Origin of the sequence: Leifsonia sp. NPDC080035, assembly GCF_040050925.1 — a bacterium.
Classification (GTDB): Bacteria; Actinomycetota; Actinomycetes; order Actinomycetales; family Microbacteriaceae; genus Leifsonia.
In genome coordinates this window covers 4,022,233-4,044,067 of sequence record NZ_CP157390.1, presented here as the reverse complement: position 1 = coordinate 4,044,067, position 21,835 = coordinate 4,022,233, and the positions used below count along the sequence as shown (strand labels likewise).

Genomic DNA, 21,835 nt, shown 5'->3' with positions numbered 1-21,835 from the left:
ATCGCCCCGAAACCGCCGAGTACGCAGAGGATCTGCGTACTCGGCGGTTCGTGGTCAGGCGAAGATGGCGGGCCAGAGGGCGACGGCGAGGGGGTAGCCGACGAAGGAGACGATGTCGATGACGACGTGGGCGACGACGAGCGGGGCCACCCGGCCCCAGCGCGTGTAACACCAGCCGAAGACGACGCCCATGATGGCGTTCCCCACGAACGGCCCGAAGCCTTGGTACAGGTGGTAGCTGCCGCGCAGCAGCGCCGCGGCCAGGATGATCGTCCACCGTCCCCAGCCGAGCTGGCGCAGCCGGGTGAAGAGGTAGCCGACGACGATGACCTCCTCCTGCAGCCCGGCCCGCAGTGCGGCGAGCACGAGCACCGGCACCGTCCACCAGTGCGTGTCCAGCGGCGAGGCCTGGACGGTCACCGTCACACCGAGCACCCGCCCGAGCGCATAGAAGAGGATGCCGGGCACGCCGATCGTCAAGAACAGCAGCATCCCGCCGCCGAGATCCCTCCACGGCCGGGTGAGGTCGAAACCGATCCGGCGGAAGCCGCTGCGCTGCGGCTGCCAGAGCAGGTAGATCACCAGGGCGACGGCAAACAGCGGGAACAGGTTGCCGAGCACCTGATAGAGGAAGTCGAACAGCTCCCGACTGGACTGGGACGCGTTCACCTGCGCCGTCTGGTCCGCGAGCGCCTTCCCGCGCGTCGACAGGTCGACGATGTTCACGATCGAGTAGATCGCGGACTGGCCGAGCGAGAGCCCGAGGACGATCGCGATCTCCCACCACATCCTGGCGCGCGCGGAGGGGGCGACCGGGACCTCGCCGGCCCAGGTCTGCTCAGTGCTCATATGTGCATCCTGCCAGGCCCGCGGCTCGGCCCCTGACCGGCGCGGGGATGCGCGCAGACGTGCATTGGAGGCGCGGAAGCGCTCGATCGGTTGCGTTGTATGCGCGAACACGTGCGTTCCGATCCTCCGCACGCAACAATCCTCCGACTGAGTTACCAGTGTGTAACGTTTTGGAGCCCCATTTTGCATTCACTGCTTTCCATACCTAGGGTCGGTGTTATCCCGCGCGGACCAGGGCTCTCGCACGCCTGGACCGTCGCACACTTCGCACAGGAGGAACATTGCACATCAAGGGAAGAAAGGTCAGGTACGCGGTCAGCGCCGTCGCCGTCGCCGGTGTCGCCGCGCTCGCTCTGTCTGCCTGCACCACGTCCGGCAGCACGGGCACCTCGACCGCTGCCAAGGGCGGCACCGTCACGGTCGCTGTCGTGAACGACTTCACCTCGTTCAACTCGCAGACGCCGCAGGGCAACCTCGACACCAACGGTCAGGTCGGCTACCTCAACGGCTCGTACGGAACCGGGTTCCAGTACATCGACAACAACTACAAGATCGTCCACGACGACAAGTTCGGCACGTTCAAGAAGACCTCGGACGACCCGCTGACCGTCAAGTACACGCTGAACAAGAACGACAAGTGGTCCGATGGTCAGCCCGTCACCGCTGACGACATGATCCTCGCCTGGGCGATCGCCTCCGGTCACTACGACTCGGCGAAGTTCGACGACAACGGCAACGTCACGAGCGGTACGCAGTACTTCTCGATCGCCGGTTCCACCGCCGGTGTCGACTCGACCGACTTCCCCGAGGTCAGCGACGACAACACCTCGATCACGCTGAAGTACGCGACGCCGTACGTGGACTGGGAGCTCGTCAACCCGATCGCGCAGCCCGCGCACATCGTGGCCAAGAAGGCGGGCCTCTCCTCGGCCGCCGACCTGACGAAGCTGCTGAAGACGCTGCCGAAGGGCGACCCCGCCGCTCCGGTCGCGCCGAACGCGACGCTGAAGAAGGCCGCCGACTTCGTCAACACCGGTTACGACGTCACCGCGTTCCCGACCGACAAGGACCTGCTGGTCTCCTCCGGCCCGTTCGTCGTGTCGTCGTGGACCCCCGGCCAGTCGCTGACGATGACGAAGAACAAGTACTACGACGGCGGTCTGAAGCCGAACGTGGACAAGATCGTCTTCCGCATCATCCCGGACGCGAACGCTCAGGTCACCGCTCTCCAGAACGGTGAGGTCGACATCATCAACCCGCAGGCCTCTGCCGACACGCTCACCGCGCTCAAGCAGACCACCGCCAAGGTGCTGACCGGCGACCAGGCGTCGTACGACCACCTCGACCTCAACTTCGGTTCGCAGGTCTTCGCCGACCCGAAGGTCCGCGAGGCGTTCCTGAAGACGATCCCGCGTCAGCAGATCCTCGACTCGATCGTCACCCCGGTGAACCCGAAGGCCAAGGTCCTCAACTCGCAGATCTGGCTGCCGAACCAGCAGCCGGAGTACGGCGACAGCGTGAAGAACAACGGTTCCGACGCGTACAGCAAGGTCGACATCGACGGCGCAAAGGCCCTGCTGGCCGGCAAGACCCCGACCGTCCGCATCCTGTACAACACGAACAACCCGAACCGTGTCGACGAGTTCCAGGCCATCCAGGCATCCGCTGCCAAGGCCGGCTTCAAGATCGTCAACGCCGGTTCGCCGGACTGGAGCAAGCTCCTCCCGGGCGGCAACTACGACGCCTCGCTCTTCGGCTGGATCAGCCCGGGTGCGGGTACGGCGCAGATCCCGCAGCTGTTCACCACCAACGGTGGCGGTAACTACAACCGCTTCTCCGCTGCGAACGACGACGCGCTGGCCACCCAGACCACGCTCGACAAGAGCAAGCTGACCGACCTCGAGATGAAGATCGACAAGACGGCCTTCTCCGAGGGTTACGGCCTGCCGCTCTTCCAGCTGCCTGGTGTCTTCGGCGTCAACGCTCGCGTCGACGGTGTGAAGTTCATGGGCAACCAGAACGGCCCGTTCTGGAACTTCTGGGAGTGGTCGGTCAAGTCGTCCACCGCGAAGTAACCAGCTCCAACAGTGAGAGTGCCCGGGTGAACCCCGGGCACTCTCCTGCGGCGGGGCGTCGGCTTCGTGCTGGCGCCCCGTTATCATGTAGTCGGCGGTCGTGACCCGTCCCGCCCCCTCGAATCGCGCCTGGCGAGCCCCATGCTCGTCGCACACCCGTCAAGGCGCGCCCTGTCAGTGAAGGTTTTGAACCTATGGCGAGTTTCATCCTGAGACGCCTTCTCGTCTCAGTGCTCATCATCATCGCCGCATCGTTCCTGATGTACATGCTGGTCGCCTACAGCGCCGACCCGCTCCAGGATCTGCGGGCGAGTAATTCCCCCAACAAGACGCAGCTCATCAATGCGCGCATCCAGCTCCTGCAACTGGACGTCGTCCCGCCGTTGCGCTGGCTGCTCTGGCTCGGTGGGGCCGCGAAGTGCCTCATCCCGTTCGCCAACGCGTGCGACCTGGGCTCCACGATCTCCAACGCCAAGGTGGTCGACATCCTGCCTCAGGCGCTCGGCTCGACGATCCAGCTCGTCACCGTCGCCCTCATCCTCGCGATCCTCCTCGGTGTCACCATCGGCATCGTCACGGCTCTCCGGCAGTACAGCGGACTCGACAACGTCGTCACGTTCCTCAGCTTCTTCCTGTACTCGCTGCCGGCGTTCCTCGTCGCGGTGCTCCTCAAGGAGTTCGTCGCGATCGGGTTCAACAACTTCCTCGCCTCCCCGACCATCCCGTGGTGGGTGGCGGTGCTGATCGGCCTCGTCGCCGGTCTGATCTGGCAATCGCTCATCGGAGGCGACCTGCGCAGGCGGGCGATCACCTTCGTGGTCTCGGGCGTCGCCACCGCCGGCGTGCTGCTGCTGATGAGCGCGACCAACTGGTTCCTGCACCCGGGCCTCGGTCCGGTGGTGATGATCATCCTCATCGCGGCGGCGGTCATCGGCGCCACGGCGCTCACGGCCGGGCTGCAGAACCGACGCGCTCTCATCTCGGCGGCGATCACGGGCGCGGTGTCGCTGGTCTGCTACTTCGCCCTGCAGCCGCTGTTCAGCGTCTCGACGACCGGCACGATCGTCATCCTGGCCATCGTCGCCATCATCGTGAGCCTCGCGATCGGCTTCTTCGTCGGCGGCTACGACCGCGGCCAGAACATGCGTGTCGCGGTGATCGTCGCCGTCGTGTCCGGCTTCTTCATCCTGATCGACCGCTTCATGCAGGCGTGGCCGACCTACTTCCAGGACACCAACGGCCGGCCGATCGCCACCGTCGGCTCCTCGACTCCCGGGCTCGAGGGCGACATGTGGGTGACAGGTCTCGACACCTTCACCCACCTGTTCCTACCGACCATCGCGCTGCTGCTGATCTCGTTCGCGTCGTACACCCGGTACTCCCGCGCCGGAATGCTGGAGGTCCTGAACCAGGATTTCATCCGCACCGCCCGCGCCAAGGGCCTGCCGGAGCGCACCGTCGTCGTGCGGCACGCGTTCCGCAACATGCTGATCCCGATCACGACGCTGGTCGCCTTCGACGTCGGCGCTCTGCTCGGTGGAGCGATCATCACGGAGAAGGTGTTCGCCATCCCCGGTATGGGCTCGCTGTTCAACGCGGGACTCGCGCGTGGTGACCTGAACCCGGTGATGGCGTACTTCCTCGTCATCGCGGCCATGGCCATCCTCTTCAACTTCCTGGCCGACCTGGCCTACGCCGCACTCGACCCGAGAGTGAGGGTCCGCTGATGTCGACCACCGAACCCATGATCGCCGACGAGCTGCAGGAGCCGAGCTCCCCGCCCGTCAGCCAGGGGAAGCTGATCTGGAAGCGCTTCCTCTCGAACAGGATCGCGGTCGCCTCCGCGATCCTGTTCATCGTCATCCTCGTCTTCTCGATCACCGCGATCGGCATCGGTCCGATCCACGGCTGGTGGAAGTACGACTACAAGGAGCTGAACGACCAGGTCGCGCAGGGCACACCCACCTGGGAGCACCCGTTCGGCCAGGACCGCATCGGCAAGGACTACTTCGCGCTCACGATGCGCGGCGTCCAGAACTCGATTCTCGTGATGGTGGTGCTCGGCCTGATCGCGAGCGTCGTCGGCGTGGTCGTCGGCGCGATCGCCGGGTACTTCCGCGGCATCGTCGACGCGATCCTGATGCGCATCACCGACGTGTTCATCGTCATCCCCGCGCTGGTCATCGGCTCCGTCGTCGGCCACATGTTCGGCGGACTGGGCGCGTTCTTCCTAGCCCTGATGCTCGGCTTCTTCTCCTGGATGGGCATCGCCCGTCTGGTGCGCGGCGAGTTCCTCTCGCTCCGCGAGCGGGAGTTCGTGGAGGCGGCCCGTGTCGCCGGCGCGTCGGACATGCGGATCATCTTCAAGCACATCCTGCCGAACGCCATCGGCGTCGTCATCGTCGCCTCGACGCTGATCATGGCTTCGGCCATCCTGCTCGAGACGGCGCTGTCCTACCTCGGCTACGGCATCCAGCCGCCGGATGTGTCGCTCGGCCTGCTGATCAGCTCGAACCAGTCCGCCTTCCAGACCCGGCCGTGGCTGTTCTGGTGGCCCGGTGCGTTCATCGTGACGCTCGCGCTGCTGGTGAACTTCGTCGGCGACGGTCTGCGTGACGCGTTCGACCCGCGCCACCGCCGGTTCAACCTCCGCAAGATGCGCGAGCAGGAGCCGGAGGAGGGCGAGGGCGGAGACGGCGGAGCCCGCACCGGCGTGGCCATCGCGGAGGACGTGCTGTGACCACCGGCCACGGCGTCGCGCAGCTCCAGGTCCCGGGCCTCGGCTCAGGACAGGAGCAGCGCGGCGACCGTGCCGGCCGCCAGCAGCACCAGGGCGACCAGGGTCAGCACATGCCAGCGGATCGCCACGGGCGTCTCGTCGGCCAGGCCGGTCTCGATCGCTCCGCTCTCCTGCTGGCCGAGCCAGCGGCGGCGCACGATCTCGGCCGCCGTGCCGGACTCGGTCGACAGCAGGTCGCCGGGACGGCGCACGCTGTCCTCGACGCGCGGCCGGCCGACCGCGCCCTTCGTCTCGCGGCGGGTGGCGCGCAGGGTGCTCGCGGTGCCGGGCGCCGGAGCGGACCAGACCGGGAACCTGTGGCCGGGCGTGTACAGCGTGAGCGCGTACTTCGTGTCCACGTGGATGAGCGCCTGCCACGGGATGCGGACGGTGCGCGACACGTTCACCACCTCGATGCCCTCGTCTCCGACGGTGAGCTTCGGTCGCCAGAGCATGGCCCAGCCCAGCAGGGCGAACAGGCCGCACGGCACGATGTACAGCACCCTGGCGTCGTGCACACTGACCAGCAGTCCGATCGACAGGGCGGCGGCGGCCGCCCAGATCAGGACGGCAAGGACCCGGTTGAACCGGGACACGAAAATCTCGCGCTCGGCGGGGGAGACGTAGGGCATGGGTCCATGCTCTCATCCCTCCCGATCGCCCCCGAAAGGAACCACGAATCATGACCGAGACCACCACCGGTCAGGCGGGCGTCGTCACCGACGCGCCCGTGCTGCAGGTCAAGGACCTCTCCGTCGACTTCGGCGTGGACAACGTCTGGATCCCGGCGGCCAAGAAGCTGAACTACGAGATCAAGGCCGGCGAGGTGCTGGCGATCGTCGGCGAGTCCGGCTCGGGCAAGAGCGCGAGCTCGATGGCGATCCTCGACCTCCTGCCCGAGAACTCCCGCGTGCAGGGCTCCATCAAGCTGGAGGGCCGCGAGCTCACCGGCCTGACGCCTCAGCAGATGCGTCGCGTCCGCGGCCGGCAGGTGTCGGTGATCTTCCAGGAGCCGATGACCGCGCTCAACCCCGTGTACACGGTCGGCTTCCAGATCATCGAGACGCTGCGCATCCACTTCGGGATGTCGCCGCACGAAGCGAAGGAGCGCGCCCTCGAGCTGCTCGACATGGTCGAGCTGCCGGACCCGGTGAAGGCCTTCAACTCGTACCCGCACCAGCTCTCCGGCGGCCAGCGTCAGCGCGCCATGATCGCGCAGTCGATCTCGTGCGACCCGAAGCTGCTCATCGCGGACGAGCCGACAACGGCGCTCGACGTGACGGTGCAGGCCGAGATCCTGGAGCTGATCCGCAGCCTCCGCGACCGGCTGGACAGCGCCATCCTGCTGATCACGCACGACATGGGCGTCGTCGCCGACCTGGCGGACAACATCGTGGTCATGCGCAAGGGCGACATCGTGGAGGCCGGGACGGTGGCCGAGGTGTTCGCCGCTCCGCAGCACCCGTACACGATCGCCCTGCTCGAGGCCGTTCCGCACCTCGGCCAGCGCGAGGACGAGGAGATCGACACGACCGCCGCCCTCGCCGCGGGCACGGAGCACCCGGACGCCGAGTACATCGAGCGCATCCGGGCCAACGAGCGCATCGCCGCCGCCGAGCACGAGAAGGCGGAGATGGACAAGCGGAAGGTCGTCGTCGACTTCCAGAAGGTCGCCATCGAGTACCCGAAGCACGGCCGGGTGCCGGCGTTCCGCGCCGCGACGGACATCGACCTCACCATCCACGAGGGAGAGGTCGTCGGCCTGGTGGGCGAGTCCGGCTCGGGCAAGACCACGCTCGGCCGCGCCGCGATCGGCCTGCTGCCCATCCACTCGGGCAAGCTCGTCGTCGCCGGCCAGGACATCAGCAACGCGGGCCGGGACGACATCCGCAAGCTGCACCGCAACGTCGGCATCGTCTTCCAGGACCCGTCGTCGTCGCTGAACCCCCGACTGCAGATCGCCGACTCCATCGGTGAGCCGCTGCGCCTGGCGAAGGGCCTCAAGGGCGCGGACCTGGCGAAGGAGGTGGACCGGCTCCTCGACAGCGTCGAGCTGCCGCGCGCATACCGCAGCCGTTTCCCGCACGAGCTCTCCGGCGGCCAGAAGCAGCGCGTCGGCATCGCCCGCGCGCTCTCGCTGAAGCCGCAGGTGCTCATCGCCGACGAGCCGACCAGCGCGCTGGACGTGTCGGTGCAGGCTCGCGTGCTGGAACTGATGCAGCAGCTGCAGAGGGAGATGCAGTTCGCCTGCCTGTTCATCACCCACGACCTGGCCGTCATCGACGTGCTCGCCGACCGCATCGCGGTGATGCACCACGGCAACCTGGTCGAGGTGGGAACGCGCGACGAGATCCTGCGCTACCCGAAGGAGGCGTACACGCAGCGCCTGCTCGCGGCCGTGCCGCTGCCGGACCCCGACCAGCAGCGCGCCCGCCGTGCCCTGCGCCTGGAGCTGCTGGCCGCGGGCTCGGACGAGGTGGTCCCGGTCAACGAGGGGCTGCCGCAGGAGCCGGAGCCCCCGGTGGCCCAGGGGCTGTAGTCCTCGAAAGCATCGCACGCAGGCGGCGTGGCCCTCGGGCCGCGCCGCCTGCGGCGTCTCCGGCGCGCTCATGGCGGTCAACGCCGGAGATTCGGGTACGCGGCGGTCGGAAGACCGTTGGAACGGAGGATTTCAGCGGTTGGACGAACTGTTCTCCGGAGTTGTTGCCGCCGGCCCCGGAGACGGTCAGAAGTAGGCCACGCAGATCGCGTGGTACTCGGGCTCGGCCGGACGCCCGTCATCATCGACGAATGACCACGTGAGCGTGTGCCGCCCGCTCGTGTAGGCGTGCGATCCGGACTCAGCGGGACGTACGTCAAAGCCGAATGCCTCCACCGTGTTTCCCTCGCGGACGACGAGACCGACGGGGGACTCGCTGCTCCAGGCGACCTCGACGACACCCGCCCCGCAGCCCAGCGTCCGACTCTCGCTGTCGGCGGCCGCTGGGGCCGCGGCTGGGCGTGCGGGGCGGGCCGTGTCGACGCTCCCGGCCGAGACGGCCAGCGACGCCATTGCACAGAACGCCGCGGCCACGGCCGGGATGATGTTGCTTTGCACGCCACTGACATATGGCATACGTTTTAAAAACATCGGACATTGTTTGAGATGAGCTGGGCATTCGGCTGCCGCGAACGAGGCTGCCCTCTCGCTGGGATAGAATGGACCGTTCCCCGAAAACCTCCTGACGAGAGTCGAGCCTTCACGCATGTCCGAGAACGCCGTCGCCCACCGCGACGATCTGCGCAATGTCGCGATCGTCGCCCACGTCGACCACGGCAAGACCACGCTGGTCGACGCCATGCTCCGGCAGACGAACTCGTTCGGCGACCACGAGCACGTCGAAGAGCGCGCCATGGACTCCAACGAGCTGGAGCGCGAGAAGGGCATCACGATCCTCGCCAAGAACACGGCGATCTCGTACAAGGGCAAGCACGCCCCGAACGGCCCGATCACCATCAACGTGATCGACACCCCCGGCCACGCCGACTTCGGCGGCGAGGTCGAGCGCGGCCTGTCCATGGTGGACGGCGTCGTGCTTCTGGTGGACGCGAGCGAGGGCCCGCTGCCGCAGACCCGCTTCGTGCTGCGCAAGGCGCTGGAGGCGAAGCTCCCCGTCATCCTCGCGGTGAACAAGACCGACCGCGGCGACGCACGCATCGAGGAGGTCGTCGGCGAGAGCCAGGACCTGCTGCTCGGTCTCGCGAGCGACCTGGCCGACGACGTGCCCGACCTCGACCTGGACGCGATCCTCGACGTCCCCGTCGTCTACGCCTCCGGCCGCGCCGGCGCGGCCAGCCGGAACCAGCCCGCCAACGGCGAGCTGCCCGACAACGACGACCTCGAGCCGCTGTTCGAGGCCATCCTCGAGCACATCCCGGCCCCGAGCTACGACCCGGAGGCGCCGCTGCAGGCGCACGTCACCAACCTGGACGCCTCGCCGTTCCTCGGCCGCCTCGCGCTGCTGCGCATCTTCAACGGCACGCTTCGGAAGGGCCAGACGGTCGCCTGGGTCCGTCACGACGGCGACGTGCACAACGTGCGCGTGACCGAGCTGATGATCACGAAGGCGCTCGACCGCTACCCGGCCGAGTCCGCCGGCCCCGGCGACATCGTCGCCGTCGCCGGCTTCGCCGACATCATGATCGGCGACACCCTGGCCGACCCGGACGACATCCGCCCGCTCCCGGCCATCCACGTCGACGAGCCCGCGATCTCGATGACCATCGGCACCAACACCTCGCCGCTCGTCGGCAAGGTGAAGGGCCACAAGCTGACCGCGCGCATGGTGAAGGACCGCCTCGACCGCGAACTGGTCGGCAACGTGTCCCTGCGCGTGCTCGACATCGGCCGTCCGGACGCCTGGGAGGTGCAGGGCCGCGGCGAGCTCGCGCTCGCCATCCTCGTCGAGCAGATGCGCCGCGAGGGCTACGAGCTCACGGTCGGCAAGCCCCAGGTGGTCACCAAGAAGGTCGACGGCAAGACCCACGAGCCGTACGAGCACCTGACGATCGACGCCCCCGAGGAGTACCTCGGCGCGATCACGCAGCTGCTCGCCGCGCGCAAGGGCCGCATGGAGAACATGACGAACCACGGCACGGGCTGGGTGCGCATGGAGTTCATCGTCCCCTCGCGCGGTCTGATCGGCTTCCGGACCGAGTTCATGACCACCACCCGCGGCACCGGCATCGCCAACGCGATCGCGCACGGCTACGACGAGTGGGCCGGCCCGATCGTCACCCGCAGCAACGGCTCGATCGTCGCCGACCGCGCGGGCGTCGTCACGCCGTTCGCGATCATCGCCCTTCAGGAGCGCATGAGCTTCTTCGTGAACCCCACCGAGGAGGTCTACGAGGGCATGGTCATCGGCGAGAACTCGCGCGCCGACGACATGGACGTGAACATCACCAAGGAGAAGAAGCTCACCAACATGCGCTCCTCCACGGCCGACACGTTCGAGTCGATGACGCCGTCCCGTCAGCTGACGCTCGAGGAGTCGCTCGAGTTCGCCCGCGAGGACGAGTGTGTCGAGGTCACGCCGGACGCCGTCCGCATCCGCAAGGTGGAGCTGGACGCGACCGCCCGAGGCCGCGCCGCCGCGCGTCTCAAGCGCCAGGACGCCTGACCCGCGACCACTCGGTCCACTCGGGCCACAGGCCGCCGAGCACAGGAAGAACGCTCCGAATCCGCGGGATCCGGAGCGTTCTTCCTGTGCTCGGCGGCCGATAATCGAGGTATGAGACGGTCGCGGTGGTCAGCGGTGCTGCTGGCGGGCGCGCTGGCGCTCGGCGGGACGGCCGCGCTCGCGGGGTGCAGCGTCCAGACCCTGGTCAAGGATGTGAGCGGCGGCAACGTCGACCTCGGCGGCGACACGGTCCCCGCCGGCTTCCCCTCGACGGTGCCCCTCTACGGTGGCAGGGTCGTCTTCGGCGCGTCCGTCGGCTCCGGTGACGGGAAGGTCTGGAACGTCACCGTGAAGGTCCCGGCCGCCGACGCGTACAAGCGGATCGCCGAGCAGCTCGCCGGCGCCGGCTTCGCCGGCCGGTTCGGCAGCACGGCGCCCGACGGCGGAGGGACCGGCGCCTTCGCGGACGACCGCTACGGTGTCCTCGTGGTGGTGACCGACGCCGGAAGCAACGGCTGGGTCGCCAACTACTCGGTCTCGAAGGCGGCCGTCCCGACGCCGACGCCCACCCCGACCCCGGCTAGCTGAACAGTCCCGCGCCCACGAAGGACCCCTCGCGGGCGCCAGGCGGCACAGCGAAGATCGCCGAGCCGACGTGCTTGAGGTACTCGTTCATCAGGTCGTTCTTGGCGAGCCGGTTCTGGATGGGGATGAACTGCTTCCGCGGGTCGCGCTGGAAGGCGATGAAGAACAGGCCGGCGTTCAGGCGGCCGAGCTCGTCGTTGCCGTCGACGAAGTTGTAGCCGCGGCGCAGCAGCTGGGCGCCGTCGTTCATCGTGGGATGCGCGAGCCGCACGTGCGAGTCCGGGTCGATCTTCGTGCCGCCGGTCCTCGCCAGCGCCAGGAAGTTCGGCTCCGTGAACTCGGTGCCGCCGGAGAGCGGGGCGCCCTCGCCCTTGTCGCGGCCGACGATCCGCTCCTGCTCGCCGAGCTGCTGCCGGTCCCAGGTCTCGATGACCATGCGGATCTTGCGCGCGACGAGGTACGAGCCGCCGGTCATCCACTCCGCGCCGTCGCCGGCGGACGCCCAGACCTGGTCGCGGACAACGCCCTCGTCCTCCGACTTGATGTTGGCCGTGCCGTCCTTGAAGCCGAACAGGTTGCGCGGGGTCGCCTGGCTGCGCGAGGTGGAGGAGGTGCGGCCGAAGCCGAGCTGCGACCAGCGGATGGCCGCACGGCCGAACGCGATGCGGGAGAGGTTGCGGATGGCGTGCACGGCCACCTGCGGGTCCTCGCTGCAGGCCTGCACGCAGAGGTCGCCGCCGGTGAGCGCGTCCAGCAGGGCGTCGCCGGGGAAATGGGGGAGGTCGACGAGGGCGGCGGGGCGGCGGGACGCGATCCCGAACCGGTCGGCGCCGCTCGCATCCACGAACAGCGAGGGCCCGAAGCCGAAGGTGAGCGTCAGGCCGCCCGGCGGGAGGTCGAGCGCCTCGCCGGTGTCGTCGGGGGGCGCGTCGGACGGGCCGGACGCCGGGCCGTACTTCCCGGCCGGCCGGCCCTGCGTCATCCGGGCGGCGGCAGTCGTCCAGTCCTGCAGCAACTCGATGAGGCCATCGCGGTCGAGCCCGGCGGCGACGTCGAAGGCGGCGAAGTGCAGCCGGTCCTGCACGGGAGTCGTGATGCCGGCCTGGTGGTCGCCGTAGAACGGGTACGTCGTCGCGGAGCCCGCGGTGCCGCCGACGACCGCCCGGTCGACGGCGACGCCGGCTCCGAACCCGACGACGCCCGCGCCGACCGCGGCCCCTGCCAGCCCGAGCATCCCGCGCCGGGAGAGGCCACTGCTGGGTGCGCCGGAGCGCCCGGTGGGACCGCCGTTCTCGGCGGCCTCCGGGCGCTCGGTGTCGTTGCTCTCGGTCACCGGCCTACTTGACCAGGATCGAGGTCAGCCGACTCAGCGGCTCGCTGACCGCGTTCACCGCGTCGGACAGCTCCTTGACCTGGGCGGTCGTCAGCTCGGTGTAGCTCACGTAGCCGCTGCCGGAGGTGTACTTGGCGAGCAGCCCGTCGATGGTCGTGAACTCGGTGTCCAGCGTCTTCGCGGCCGACTTCCCCGTGCTGCCCTTCTGCAGCAGGATGTCGCGGACGTTCCCATAGGCGACCTCCGCGCCCTCGACGTTGGCCTTGAAGTCCCACAGGTCGGTGTGCGAGAAGATCTCCTCCTCGCCGCTGATCTTGCTGCGCGAGACCTCCTCCATCAGGCCGCTCGCGCCGTTGGAGATCTGGTCGAGGGTGAGCGTGAAGTCCTTGGCGTAGACGAGGTCGTAGAGCTTCTGGGTGTCGGCGACGAGCCGGTCGCCGAGCTGCTTCCGGGTCGCCGCGTCGGACGGCGTGTAGCCCGCGGGTGCCCACAGGTCCTTCTCGATGCGGTGCCAGCCGGTCCAGTCCTGCCCCTGCTCGAGGTCCGCCTCGCGCAGGTCGAGGGCGGGGTCGATGTCCCCGAACTGCTCGGCGGTCGGCTCGATGCGCTCGTAGAACGCGCGGGCGGCGGGATACTGCGTCTTCGCGGCGGCGTCGTCGCCGGACGCGTAGGCGGCCGCGAAGGTCTTCGTCGCGGTCAGGAGCTGACCGGTCTGGTCCTTCACGTAGCTCGTGTAGTTGGTCACCGCCTGGTCGACCTGCTTGCTCTCGCTCGCGGTCTTGGTGTCGGCGGAGCCCTTGCTGACGGTGAACGCCTTTAGTGAGCTCGGGTTGCCGACCATCCCCTTCTTGCACGCGGTGAAGTAGTCGCCCTCGGTCAGCTGCACCACGTAGTTGACCGTGGTGCCGGGGCCGATGTTCTCCTTCTCGCCCGCGATGCGCAGCTTGTCGGAGGCGAGCACCTCGAACTCGTTGACATCGGATCCCGTGTTGGTCACCTGGAACGTGATCGGGCCGGCCGGGGCGGTGGCGGTGGCGACCGTGCAGGACGAGTCGGTGAGCGTCACCGCGATGGCCTCGGCCTCGGCGGTGGCCTTGTTCGGTACGCAGCCGGTCAGGGCGAGGGCGACGGCGGCCGTGCCTGCCAGCGAGACGGCGATGGTGCCGAGCGGGTGGAGTCGGGGCATGGGGATGCTGTGCTTTCTGTTCGTGCGGCGGGCGCTGCTGATGCGGTGAGGGTGCGTCCGCCGCGCTCAGGAGGCGACGGGAGTGTGCTGCGTCGCCACCGGTGCCGGTTTCGCGGCCGCCGGGCGGCGGGACGAGCGGTGCTGACGCAGGTAGAAGAACGCGACCACGACGATGTAGCCCACCCAGGCGACGACCTGGAGCCAGGTCGGCGACGGGTTGAAGTTGAGGATGCCGGCGAGCGCGGTGCCGTACCAGCTGGAGGCGGGGATGATCGCGCTGATGTCGTACGCGTGCACGTTGGCGCCGGGAAGCACGCCCGCCTCCTGCAGGTCGCCGAGGCCGTACGCGAGCACGCCGCCGGCGACGATGATCAGGAAGGCGCCCGTCCAGGTGAAGAACGAGCCGAGGTTGATGCGGACCATGCCGCGGTAGAGCAGGAAGCCGAGCACCGCCGCCGTGATCAGTCCGAGGACCGCGCCGAGCACCGGCTCCCAGCCGCCGCCGACGCTGGCGACGGTGGCCCAGACGAACAGGGCCGTCTCGATGCCCTCGCGGCCGACGCTGAGCATGGCGAGGATCACGACGCCCCAGCCGGCGCCCACCAGCACGGAGTCCAGCCGGCCCTGCAGGGTCGACTTCATCGTGCGGGCCGTCTTGCCCATCCAGAAGATCATCCAGGTGACGAAACCGACCGCGATGAGCGAGAGCGTGCCGCCCACGATCTCCTGCGCCTCGAAGCTCATGCCGTAGGGGCCCCAGGTGAGCATGGCGCCGATCCCGAGCGGCACGACCAGCGCGATGCCGACCCCGATCCAGAGCTTGGAGAGGACGTCCCGTCGTCCGACCTTCACGACGTAGGCGATCAGGATGGTGACGATGAGCGCCATTTCGAGGCCTTCGCGGAGGCCGATGAGGTAGTTCGCGAGCACAGGGGACCTTGTTCGGATCGGTGTGGGGGATTGGTAAGGCTAACCTTACCTGCTCGACTCTAGATCAGCGTCGTCGAGGTGTCCAGCTAGGATTCGAGAATGCTCAGCCGGATCCTGAACGTCGTCCTGCTCGTGCTCGCGGGTGCGGTCCTCGGCGCGATCGGCACGGTCGCCCACCAGATCGACGTCACCTGGGGCGTCAGTATCCCGCTCGGGCTGATCGGCTCCCTGATCGCGTACACCGCGCTGCTGGTCGGCCTGCGGCTGCTGGCGAGCAGCCGCGTCCCCGCCCTCCTTGCCGCGCTCGGGGCCATCGCCGCCATCCTGCTGTTCACGCAACAGAGCGCCGGAGGCTCCGTGCTGATCCCGAACAACCTGGCCGGTCAGATCTGGCTGGTGGCGCCCATCCTGATCGCCGCGGTCGTCGTCGCCTGGCCGGACGTCCGGCCGCGGACCGCGGCGGGCGCCAAGACGTCATAAGCTAGGGGAGAAGCTCCCGCTCTCGCGAAGGGATTGAAGAAGCACCGTGACCTACGTCATCGCCCTCCCGTGTGTCGATGTGAAAGACCGGGCCTGTATCGACGAATGCCCCGTCGACTGCATCTACGAGGGTGAACGGTCGCTGTACATCCACCCCGACGAGTGCGTCGACTGCGGCGCCTGCGAGCCGGTCTGCCCGGTCGAGGCGATCTACTACGAGGACGACCTCCCCGAGGAGTGGGCGGACTACTACAAGGCGAACGTCGAGTTCTTCGACGACATCGGCTCGCCCGGCGGCGCCGCGAAGGTCGGCGTGATCGCGAAGGACCACCCGCTCATCGCCGCCCTGCCCCCGCAGGCGCACTGACGTGGCGCTGAAGGAGCTCCCGGACTACCCCTGGGATCTCATGGCGCCCTACGCGGAGCGCGCACGCGCGGCAGTGCCTTCCGGTGCGGGCGGCGGCATCGTCGACCTCTCGATCGGCTCGCCGGTCGACCCGACTCCCGACCTCATCCGGGAGGCGCTCGCCGCGGCGACGGACGCGCACGCCTACCCGCAGACCGTCGGGACGCCCGCGCTGCGCGAGGCGATCGTCGACTGGTTCGCGCGCAGGCGCGGCGTGCCGGACCTGACCGTGGACAACGTCCTGCCGACCATCGGCTCCAAGGAGCTGGTGGCCTTCCTGCCGTTCATGCTCGGGCTCGGCGAAGGGGATGTGGTGGTGCACCCGCGCGCCGCCTACCCGACCTACGCGATCGGCGCTGCGATGGCCGGCGCGGACGCGCTCGCCAGCGACGATCCCGCCGAGTGGCCGGAGAACACGCGGCTGGTGTGGCTGAACAGTCCGGGCAATCCGGATGGCCGGGTGCTGTCGGTGGACGAGCTGCGGGCCGCCGTCGCTCGCGCCAGGGAGCTCGGAGCGTACCTGGCCAGCGACGAGTGCTACGCCGAGCTCGGCTGGGACGCGCCCTGGACTGATCCGGACGGTGGTGGTTCGCGTATCCCGAGCGTCCTCGACCCGCGCGTCATCGGCGACGATCGCCGGAACGTCCTCGCCGTGTACTCGCTCAGCAAGCAGTCGAACCTCGCCGGCTATCGCGCCGCGTTCGTCGCCGGCTGCCGCACCGTCGTCGGTCGTCTGACCACCGTGCGCAAGCACGCCGGGCTCATGCTCCCCGCACCGCTGCAGGCCGCCATGGTCGCCGCGCTCGGCGACGACGAGCACGTGCGCGCGCAGCGCGAGCGCTACCGCGCCCGGCGGGAGCTGCTGGTGCCCGCGCTGCGGGCGGCGGGGTTCCGTATCGACAACAGCGAGGCGGGCCTCTACCTGTGGGCGACGGAGGGACGCGACGCCTGGGACAGCATCGGCAGGCTCGCCGACCTCGGCATCCTCGCCGGGCCCGGCCACTTCTACGGGGACTTTTACCCCGAGCACGTGCGGCTCTCGCTCACCGCCACGGACGAGCGGATCGCCGCGGCGGCCGAGCGACTGCGCGCCTTTGGAGAGACCCTCTAACCGCATCCCCGTCCCTTTGCGCGATGCGACAGTTGCTGTGCTCGCCTACTAGGCTGTACTGGCACGACTTCATTTGCGGCGCTGCCACGATCGGCGCGCGAAGCACCCGACTAACCCCAACCAGGAGGCGTTGTGAGCGGACTCGGCACCGAGAAGGCATCGGTGGAGCAGGGCGGCCCGGCCCGCGAGGAGGCGGCCGTCGCCGAGCTGCGATACCCGGGCGGTGTCGCCGAGTTCCCGATCCTGCCGAGCACGCAGGGCGCCTCGGGCATCGACCTCTCGTCGCTCACGAAGCAGACCGGGCTCACCAGCCTCGACTACGGGTTCGTCAACACCGCGGCCACGCGCTCCGAGATCACCTATATCGACGGCGATGCGGGCATCCTGCGCTACCGCGGCTATCCGATCGAGCAGGTCGCGGAGAACTCCACGTTCCTCGAGGTGGCCTGGCTGCTCATCCACGGCGAGCTGCCGACCGCCGCGGAGCTGGCCGACTTCGACGACCGCATCCGCCGTCACACGCTGCTTCACGAGGACCTGCGCCGGTTCTTCGACGCGCTGCCGCACGACGCGCACCCGATGTCGGTGCTCTCCAGTGCCGTGTCCGCGCTGTCGACCTTCTACCAGGACTCGCTCAGCGTGCACGACCCGGAGCAGGTGGAGCTCTCCACCATCCGGCTGCTCGCCAAGCTCCCGGTCATCGCCGCGTACGCCCACAAGAAGAGCCTCGGTCAGGCGTTCCTGTACCCGGACAACTCGCTGAGCTTCGTCGACAACTTCCTCCGTCTCAACTTCGGGACGCTCGCCGAGCCGTACGAGGTGAACCCGGTGCTCTCCCGTGCGCTGGAGCGTCTGCTGATCCTGCACGAGGACCACGAGCAGAACGCGTCCACCTCCACCGTGCGCCTCGTCGGCTCCACGCAGGCCAACCTGTTCGCGTCGGTCTCCGCGGGCATCAACGCCCTCTACGGTCCGCTGCACGGCGGCGCGAACGAGGCGGTGCTGCAGATGCTCGCCGGCATCCGCGACTCCGGTGAGAGCGTGCAGAAGTTCGTCGAGCGGGTGAAGAACAAGGAGTCCGGCGTCAAGCTGATGGGCTTCGGCCACCGCGTCTACAAGAACTTCGACCCGCGCGCCAAGCTGGTCAAGCAGTCTGCGGACGAGGTGCTCGCCGCGCTTGGCGTCCACGACCCGCTGCTCGACATCGCCAAGGAGCTGGAGGAGGTCGCGCTCGCCGACCAGTACTTCATCGACCGCCGCCTGTACCCGAACGTCGACTTCTACACCGGCGTCATCTACAAGGCGATGGGCTTCCCGACGCGCATGTTCACCGTGCTGTTCGCGATCGGGCGCCTCCCGGGCTGGATCGCCCACTGGCGCGAGATGATGCTCGACCCGGCGACCAAGATCGGCCGCCCGCAGCAGCTCTACGTCGGCAGCGCAGAGCGCTCCTGGCCGCAGCGCTAGCCTCGGCCGCCCTCACCCCCCTCACCGGGTGAGGGTGAGCGTCTGCGAGGCGGCGGCGCGGACGGCGCGGGCGCTGAACGGCCACGGCCGGGCCGCGCCCTTCGCCCAGAGATCGGCCTGGTCGGCGTAGTGCGGGTCGAAGGCGTGGCCGGATGCTCCCGTCAGGTTCACCCAGGTGCTGCGGTCGAAGTCGGCCAGGTCGACCACCATCCGCATCGACGGCACCCGGTCGACCTGGTAGCCGACGGACGCATCCCAGCCCGTCGCGTCGACGATGCTCGAACCGCCGCCGACCGGGTAGGGGCCGCGGTTGAACAGCCACTCGATCGGCGCGACGCCGGAGACCCCGAACGACGCGTTGGTGAGCTCCAGCGTGTGCAGGCGGTCCCAGCGCCAGGATGACGGGTCGCCGCCCAGGCGGTCGCGGGTCTGGGCCCACGCCCGGTTCGCCGCGTACTCGACCATCTCGTCGAGGCCCGCGACGCCCAGCTTCGCGTCCGTCCACCACGCCGAGTCCGGCTCACGGACCAAGTCCGCGACGACCCGGAACCACCTGTCGCCTCCGGTCGGGGCGGTCGAGGCCGGCATCTTGCGGGCGAACGCGTCCGCGAGCAGGTTCTTCCAGAACACCGCGAAGTACGCCGCCGCGGCGCTGTCGGCGTCGTCGTGGAGGTCCCAGCTGGCCAGCAGCGCCGCGGCCTGGGCGACGCCGGAGCTCGGGTCCGCCTTCTCGCCGACCGCGACGATCAGCGGCGCGAGTGTCGCCGCGTTCGCGTCGTAGGTGTCGGCCTGGATGGCGGACATGTCCTTCGCGGTCACCTTCGTGCCGCCCGCGAGCAGCTTCTGCAGCCGCAGCTCGATCTGGTTGGCGCGGTAGCCCGCATCCCAGTCGCGGGTGATCATCTCCGGGTAGCCGGAGCCGACCGCCGCGTTGTTGGCGGTGACGATGTAGCCGGAGGGCGGGTTCAGCTCGCTCGGCAGTCGCTCGTACGGGATGGTGCCCACCCAGCCGTACGTGCTCGTCCAGCCCGGCACGGGGACGGTGCCGTCGCCCTTCGCGCGGACCGGGATGCTGCCGGGCGCCTGGTAGCCGATGTTCCCGTCCACGTCGGCATAGAGCAAGTTTTGCGACGGCACCTGGAACGCGGTGGCCGCCTTCCGGAAGCTCGCCCAGTCGTGGGCCGTGTCGAAGGCGAAGATCGCGCCCGCCGTCGGCCCCGGGGTGAGCGCCGTCCACTGCAGGGACAGCTGGAATTTCTGGGCGGGAACGCCGAGCTTGCCTGCCTGGTCCTTCGCGATGGCGCCGTAGCCGTCGCTGAGGTCGGTGACGATGGGCCCGTGTCGGGTGGAGCGGACCCGGAGCCGGACGTCCTTCCCGCCGGCGACCCTGATGGTCTCGGTCCGGACCGTGAGGGGCACCTGCGTGCCGTCGTACTCGTAGGTGTCGCCGGTGACCTTCTCGACGTACAGATCCGCGACGTCCGGCCCGAGGTTCGTGAAGCCCCACGCGATGCGGTCGTTGTGCCCGATGATCACACCGGGGAAGCCGGAGAAGCTGTAGCCCGCCACATCGAACGGGCACGCCGGTCCGACGGTCCGGCAGTGCAGGCCGACCTGGTACCAGACGGAGGGCATCGAGGCACCGAGGTGCGGGTCGTTCGCGAGCAGGGGCTTGCGGGTGGCCGTGTGGGCGCCTGCGACGACCCAGGAGTTGGATCCGATGTCGTCCCCGGCCGGGCCCATCATCGTCGGCAGGGCGTCGACGCTCTCGGCGACCTGCTGCAGCTTCGCGCGGTATTCGGCGACCGGAGCCGCGGCGAGCGCCGACGCGTCCGCGCCGGAGCCCTGGGACGAACCGGCGTCGCCGCCGCCGCGGACGGGCTTCGCGTCCTGGGTTACGGCCGACGTGTCGCCGCCGCCGAGCCCGGTGATCGTCGGGTGGCCGCCGTAGTCGTATCCCGGGTGCAGCTGCGCGACCTGTCCGGGCGTCAGCTTCGTCGCCAGCAGCGCGCGGTCGATCTCGTCCTCGAGGTTGGAGCGCAGGTCCCAGGCCATCGCCTTCAGCCAGGCCACGGAGTCGGCCGGCGTCCACGGCTCGGGGGAGTAGCCGGGGTTCTGGATGCCGAGGATCGCATACTCCAGCGACAGCTCCGCGCCGTGGTGGTTCTTCAGGTAGGCGTTCACGCCGTCGGCGTAGTCCTGGTAGTAGCGCAGCGTGGTGGGGTCGAGCAGCTTCACCTCCTGCTCGGCCACGCGCCGCCAGCCGAGGGTGCGGATGAACGTATCCGTCGGCACCTGGCTCGCACCGAACAGCTCGGAGAGCCGGCCCGAGGTGACGTGGCGGCGGAAGTCCATCTCCCAGAACCGGTCCTGGGCGTGCACGAAGCCCTGCGCGCGGAACAGGTCGTCGGCGGTGGTCGCGGTGATCTGCGGGACGCCGGCGGAGTCCCTGGAGACCGTCACCGGTGCGCTCAGGCCGGCGAGGCGGAGGGTGCCCGAGGTCTGCGGGAACGACCGGGTGACCGTCCAGACGCCCACGCCGCCGGCGATCACGACCAGAACCAGCACCGCGGCGAGCAGGATCCCGAACGCCCGCAGGATCCGGTGGTGCAGCCTCAGCCGGGGGGTGTCGTCGCCCACGAACGCTCCTCACGCCTCAACAATGAACGCATTCCTTTGGACTGTAACGTACGGCGGTGACGCGACCACCGGGCCCTCCGCGAGGCGTCAGCGCGAGGTGAGCGCCGACCAGGCCATCCGCTCCAGCACCGGGCGCACCGTCGCGGCCGCGGTGTGCGCCGTCCCGACCCGGGCGGAGTGCGGCGTGGAGTTGATCAGCCCGAAGGTGGCCTGCACGCGAAGCCGCAGCTCCTCCGGCTCCACCGCGGGATGCAGGGCGCCGAGCACGCGCATCCAGACCTCGATGTAGCGGCGCTGCAGCCGTCGCACCTCGCGGCGCTCGGCGTCCGGCAGGGCGTCGAGGTCGCGGTCCTGCACGCGGATCGTGTCCGCCTCGGTGAGGGCGAACTCGACGTGGAACGCGATGAGGGCGCGCAGGGCGGACGCCGCATCCGTCGCGTCCTCCTCCACGGACGTGCCGCCCGCGAGCAGGCTCTCGCTGACGCCGACGAGCAGCGCGGCGAGCACAGCCTGCTTGGAGGGGAAGTGCCGGTAGACCGCGGGACCGCTCACGCCGGCGGCGGCGCCGAGGTCCTCGATCGAGACGCCGTTGAAGCCGCGCTCGGCGAACATGCCCGCCGCCGCGACGAGCAGCGCGGCGCGCCGATCGGCCTTCGCCTGGCTGCGCTGCGTCGGCCGGGCGAGCGGCGCCTCCTCGGCGGTGGCGGGCTCGGTCATGGCGCTCTCTCCTGGATGGACGCATCGGGCGGTCGCGCCGGGTGCTGGACATTCGGGTTAATGAACACTAACCTAAATTCGAGTTAGCGACCACTAACTCATGTCGATGGAGACA

General features: G+C 69.1%; 18 protein-coding genes. 10 read left to right on the top strand and 8 right to left on the bottom strand.

All coding sequences use genetic code 11. The annotated features are described in order from the left end of the window. Positions 1–54: 54 nt before the first annotated feature. On the bottom strand, positions 55–849 hold the full coding sequence (locus tag AAME72_RS19585; protein WP_348788194.1) for a CPBP family intramembrane glutamic endopeptidase: 795 nt from the start codon (positions 847–849) through the stop codon (positions 55–57). A gap of 281 nt (positions 850–1,130) precedes the next feature. Here AAME72_RS19585 and AAME72_RS19580 point away from each other — a divergent pair, with 281 nt between their 5' ends. The 3 genes from AAME72_RS19580 to AAME72_RS19570 all read left to right on the top strand — a co-directional run bounded on the left by AAME72_RS19580 (position 1,131) and on the right by AAME72_RS19570 (position 5,664). After that, positions 1,131–2,924, top strand: coding sequence for an ABC transporter family substrate-binding protein (locus tag AAME72_RS19580; RefSeq protein WP_348788193.1), 1,794 nt, complete (start codon positions 1,131–1,133; stop codon positions 2,922–2,924). Positions 2,925–3,118: 194 nt separating this feature from the next. After that, a complete protein-coding gene (locus AAME72_RS19575) occupies positions 3,119–4,651 on the top strand; it encodes an ABC transporter permease (RefSeq protein WP_348788192.1) in 1,533 nt (510 codons plus the stop codon). Then, a complete protein-coding gene (locus AAME72_RS19570; protein ID WP_348788191.1) occupies positions 4,651–5,664 on the top strand; it encodes an ABC transporter permease in 1,014 nt (337 codons plus the stop codon). The genes AAME72_RS19575 and AAME72_RS19570 overlap by 1 nt, the downstream gene beginning before the upstream one ends. 44 nt (positions 5,665–5,708) lie before the next feature. On the opposite strand, the gene AAME72_RS19565 is transcribed toward AAME72_RS19570, so the two are convergent. After that, positions 5,709–6,335, bottom strand: coding sequence for a PH domain-containing protein (locus AAME72_RS19565; protein ID WP_348788190.1), 627 nt, complete (start codon positions 6,333–6,335; stop codon positions 5,709–5,711). Positions 6,336–6,385: 50 nt separating this feature from the next. Between AAME72_RS19565 and AAME72_RS19560 the strand changes: the two genes are divergently transcribed. Further along, positions 6,386–8,242, top strand: coding sequence for an ABC transporter ATP-binding protein (locus tag AAME72_RS19560; protein ID WP_348788189.1), 1,857 nt, complete (start codon positions 6,386–6,388; stop codon positions 8,240–8,242). A gap of 186 nt (positions 8,243–8,428) precedes the next feature. Here the strand turns inward: AAME72_RS19560 and AAME72_RS19555 are convergent, their stop codons facing one another. Next, the gene (locus tag AAME72_RS19555) at positions 8,429–8,800 is read right to left on the bottom strand and encodes a hypothetical protein (RefSeq protein WP_348788188.1); all 372 of its coding nucleotides are present in this window, start codon (positions 8,798–8,800) and stop codon (positions 8,429–8,431) included. A 148-nt stretch (positions 8,801–8,948) separates the two neighbouring features. Between AAME72_RS19555 and typA the strand changes: the two genes are divergently transcribed. Together typA and AAME72_RS19545 are read left to right on the top strand one after the other, a co-directional pair. Beyond that, complete coding sequence (gene typA / locus AAME72_RS19550; protein WP_348788187.1) at positions 8,949–10,865, top strand: translational GTPase TypA; 1,917 nt, start codon at positions 8,949–8,951, stop codon at positions 10,863–10,865. A gap of 111 nt (positions 10,866–10,976) precedes the next feature. Beyond that, on the top strand, positions 10,977–11,453 hold the full coding sequence (locus tag AAME72_RS19545; protein ID WP_348788186.1) for a hypothetical protein: 477 nt from the start codon (positions 10,977–10,979) through the stop codon (positions 11,451–11,453). Here the strand turns inward: AAME72_RS19545 and efeB are convergent. The 3 genes from efeB to efeU all read right to left on the bottom strand — a co-directional run bounded on the left by efeB (position 11,446) and on the right by efeU (position 14,899). After that, positions 11,446–12,783 (bottom strand): iron uptake transporter deferrochelatase/peroxidase subunit, encoded by a 1,338-nt coding sequence (gene efeB, locus AAME72_RS19540; protein WP_348788185.1) that lies wholly within the window; start codon positions 12,781–12,783, stop codon positions 11,446–11,448. The two genes, AAME72_RS19545 and efeB, sit on opposite strands and share 8 nt — an antisense overlap. A gap of 4 nt (positions 12,784–12,787) precedes the next feature. Beyond that, the gene (efeO, locus tag AAME72_RS19535) at positions 12,788–13,969 is read right to left on the bottom strand and encodes an iron uptake system protein EfeO (RefSeq protein WP_348788184.1); all 1,182 of its coding nucleotides are present in this window, start codon (positions 13,967–13,969) and stop codon (positions 12,788–12,790) included. Positions 13,970–14,035: 66 nt separating this feature from the next. After that, the gene (gene efeU / locus AAME72_RS19530; protein WP_348788183.1) at positions 14,036–14,899 is read right to left on the bottom strand and encodes an iron uptake transporter permease EfeU; all 864 of its coding nucleotides are present in this window, start codon (positions 14,897–14,899) and stop codon (positions 14,036–14,038) included. A 99-nt stretch (positions 14,900–14,998) separates the two neighbouring features. Here efeU and AAME72_RS19525 point away from each other — a divergent pair, with 99 nt between their 5' ends. The 4 genes from AAME72_RS19525 (at position 14,999) to AAME72_RS19510 (ending at position 18,363) form a co-directional block, all read left to right on the top strand. Further along, positions 14,999–15,379, top strand: a complete 381-nt coding sequence (locus AAME72_RS19525; protein WP_348788182.1) for a hypothetical protein — start codon at positions 14,999–15,001, stop codon at positions 15,377–15,379. A gap of 46 nt (positions 15,380–15,425) precedes the next feature. Then, positions 15,426–15,746, top strand: coding sequence for a ferredoxin (gene fdxA, locus AAME72_RS19520; protein ID WP_348788181.1), 321 nt, complete (start codon positions 15,426–15,428; stop codon positions 15,744–15,746). A 1-nt stretch (position 15,747) separates the two neighbouring features. Continuing rightward, a complete protein-coding gene (gene dapC, locus AAME72_RS19515; RefSeq protein WP_348788180.1) occupies positions 15,748–16,896 on the top strand; it encodes a succinyldiaminopimelate transaminase in 1,149 nt (382 codons plus the stop codon). 207 nt (positions 16,897–17,103) lie between these two features. After that, positions 17,104–18,363 carry a citrate synthase gene (locus AAME72_RS19510; RefSeq protein ID WP_348790179.1) on the top strand — a complete coding sequence of 420 codons (1,260 nt, stop codon included), beginning with the start codon at positions 17,104–17,106 and terminating at the stop codon, positions 18,361–18,363. 21 nt (positions 18,364–18,384) lie between these two features. Here the strand turns inward: AAME72_RS19510 and AAME72_RS19505 are convergent, their stop codons facing one another. Beyond that, positions 18,385–21,003, bottom strand: a complete 2,619-nt coding sequence (locus AAME72_RS19505) for a penicillin acylase family protein (RefSeq protein WP_348788179.1) — start codon at positions 21,001–21,003, stop codon at positions 18,385–18,387. Between the two features lie 87 nt (positions 21,004–21,090). Next, positions 21,091–21,720 carry a helix-turn-helix domain-containing protein gene (locus AAME72_RS19500; protein WP_348788178.1) on the bottom strand — a complete coding sequence of 210 codons (630 nt, stop codon included), beginning with the start codon at positions 21,718–21,720 and terminating at the stop codon, positions 21,091–21,093. Between the last annotated feature and the right edge of the window lie 115 nt (positions 21,721–21,835).

Bases quoted from the DNA above. Each gene is read 5' to 3' on its own strand.
- AAME72_RS19585 (WP_348788194.1), bottom strand. From the start codon at position 849: ATGAGCACTGAGCAGACCTGGGCCGGCGAGGTCCCGGTCGCCCCCTCC.
- AAME72_RS19575 (WP_348788192.1), top strand. From the start codon at position 3,119: ATGGCGAGTTTCATCCTGAGACGCCTTCTCGTCTCAGTGCTCATCATC.
- AAME72_RS19570 (WP_348788191.1), top strand. From the start codon at position 4,651: ATGTCGACCACCGAACCCATGATCGCCGACGAGCTGCAGGAGCCGAGC.
- AAME72_RS19565 (WP_348788190.1), bottom strand. From the start codon at position 6,335: ATGCCCTACGTCTCCCCCGCCGAGCGCGAGATTTTCGTGTCCCGGTTC.
- AAME72_RS19560 (WP_348788189.1), top strand. From the start codon at position 6,386: ATGACCGAGACCACCACCGGTCAGGCGGGCGTCGTCACCGACGCGCCC.
- typA (WP_348788187.1), top strand. From the start codon at position 8,949: ATGTCCGAGAACGCCGTCGCCCACCGCGACGATCTGCGCAATGTCGCG.
- AAME72_RS19545 (WP_348788186.1), top strand. From the start codon at position 10,977: ATGAGACGGTCGCGGTGGTCAGCGGTGCTGCTGGCGGGCGCGCTGGCG.
- efeO (WP_348788184.1), bottom strand. From the start codon at position 13,969: ATGCCCCGACTCCACCCGCTCGGCACCATCGCCGTCTCGCTGGCAGGC.
- AAME72_RS19525 (WP_348788182.1), top strand. From the start codon at position 14,999: ATGCTCAGCCGGATCCTGAACGTCGTCCTGCTCGTGCTCGCGGGTGCG.
- AAME72_RS19500 (WP_348788178.1), bottom strand. From the start codon at position 21,720: ATGACCGAGCCCGCCACCGCCGAGGAGGCGCCGCTCGCCCGGCCGACG.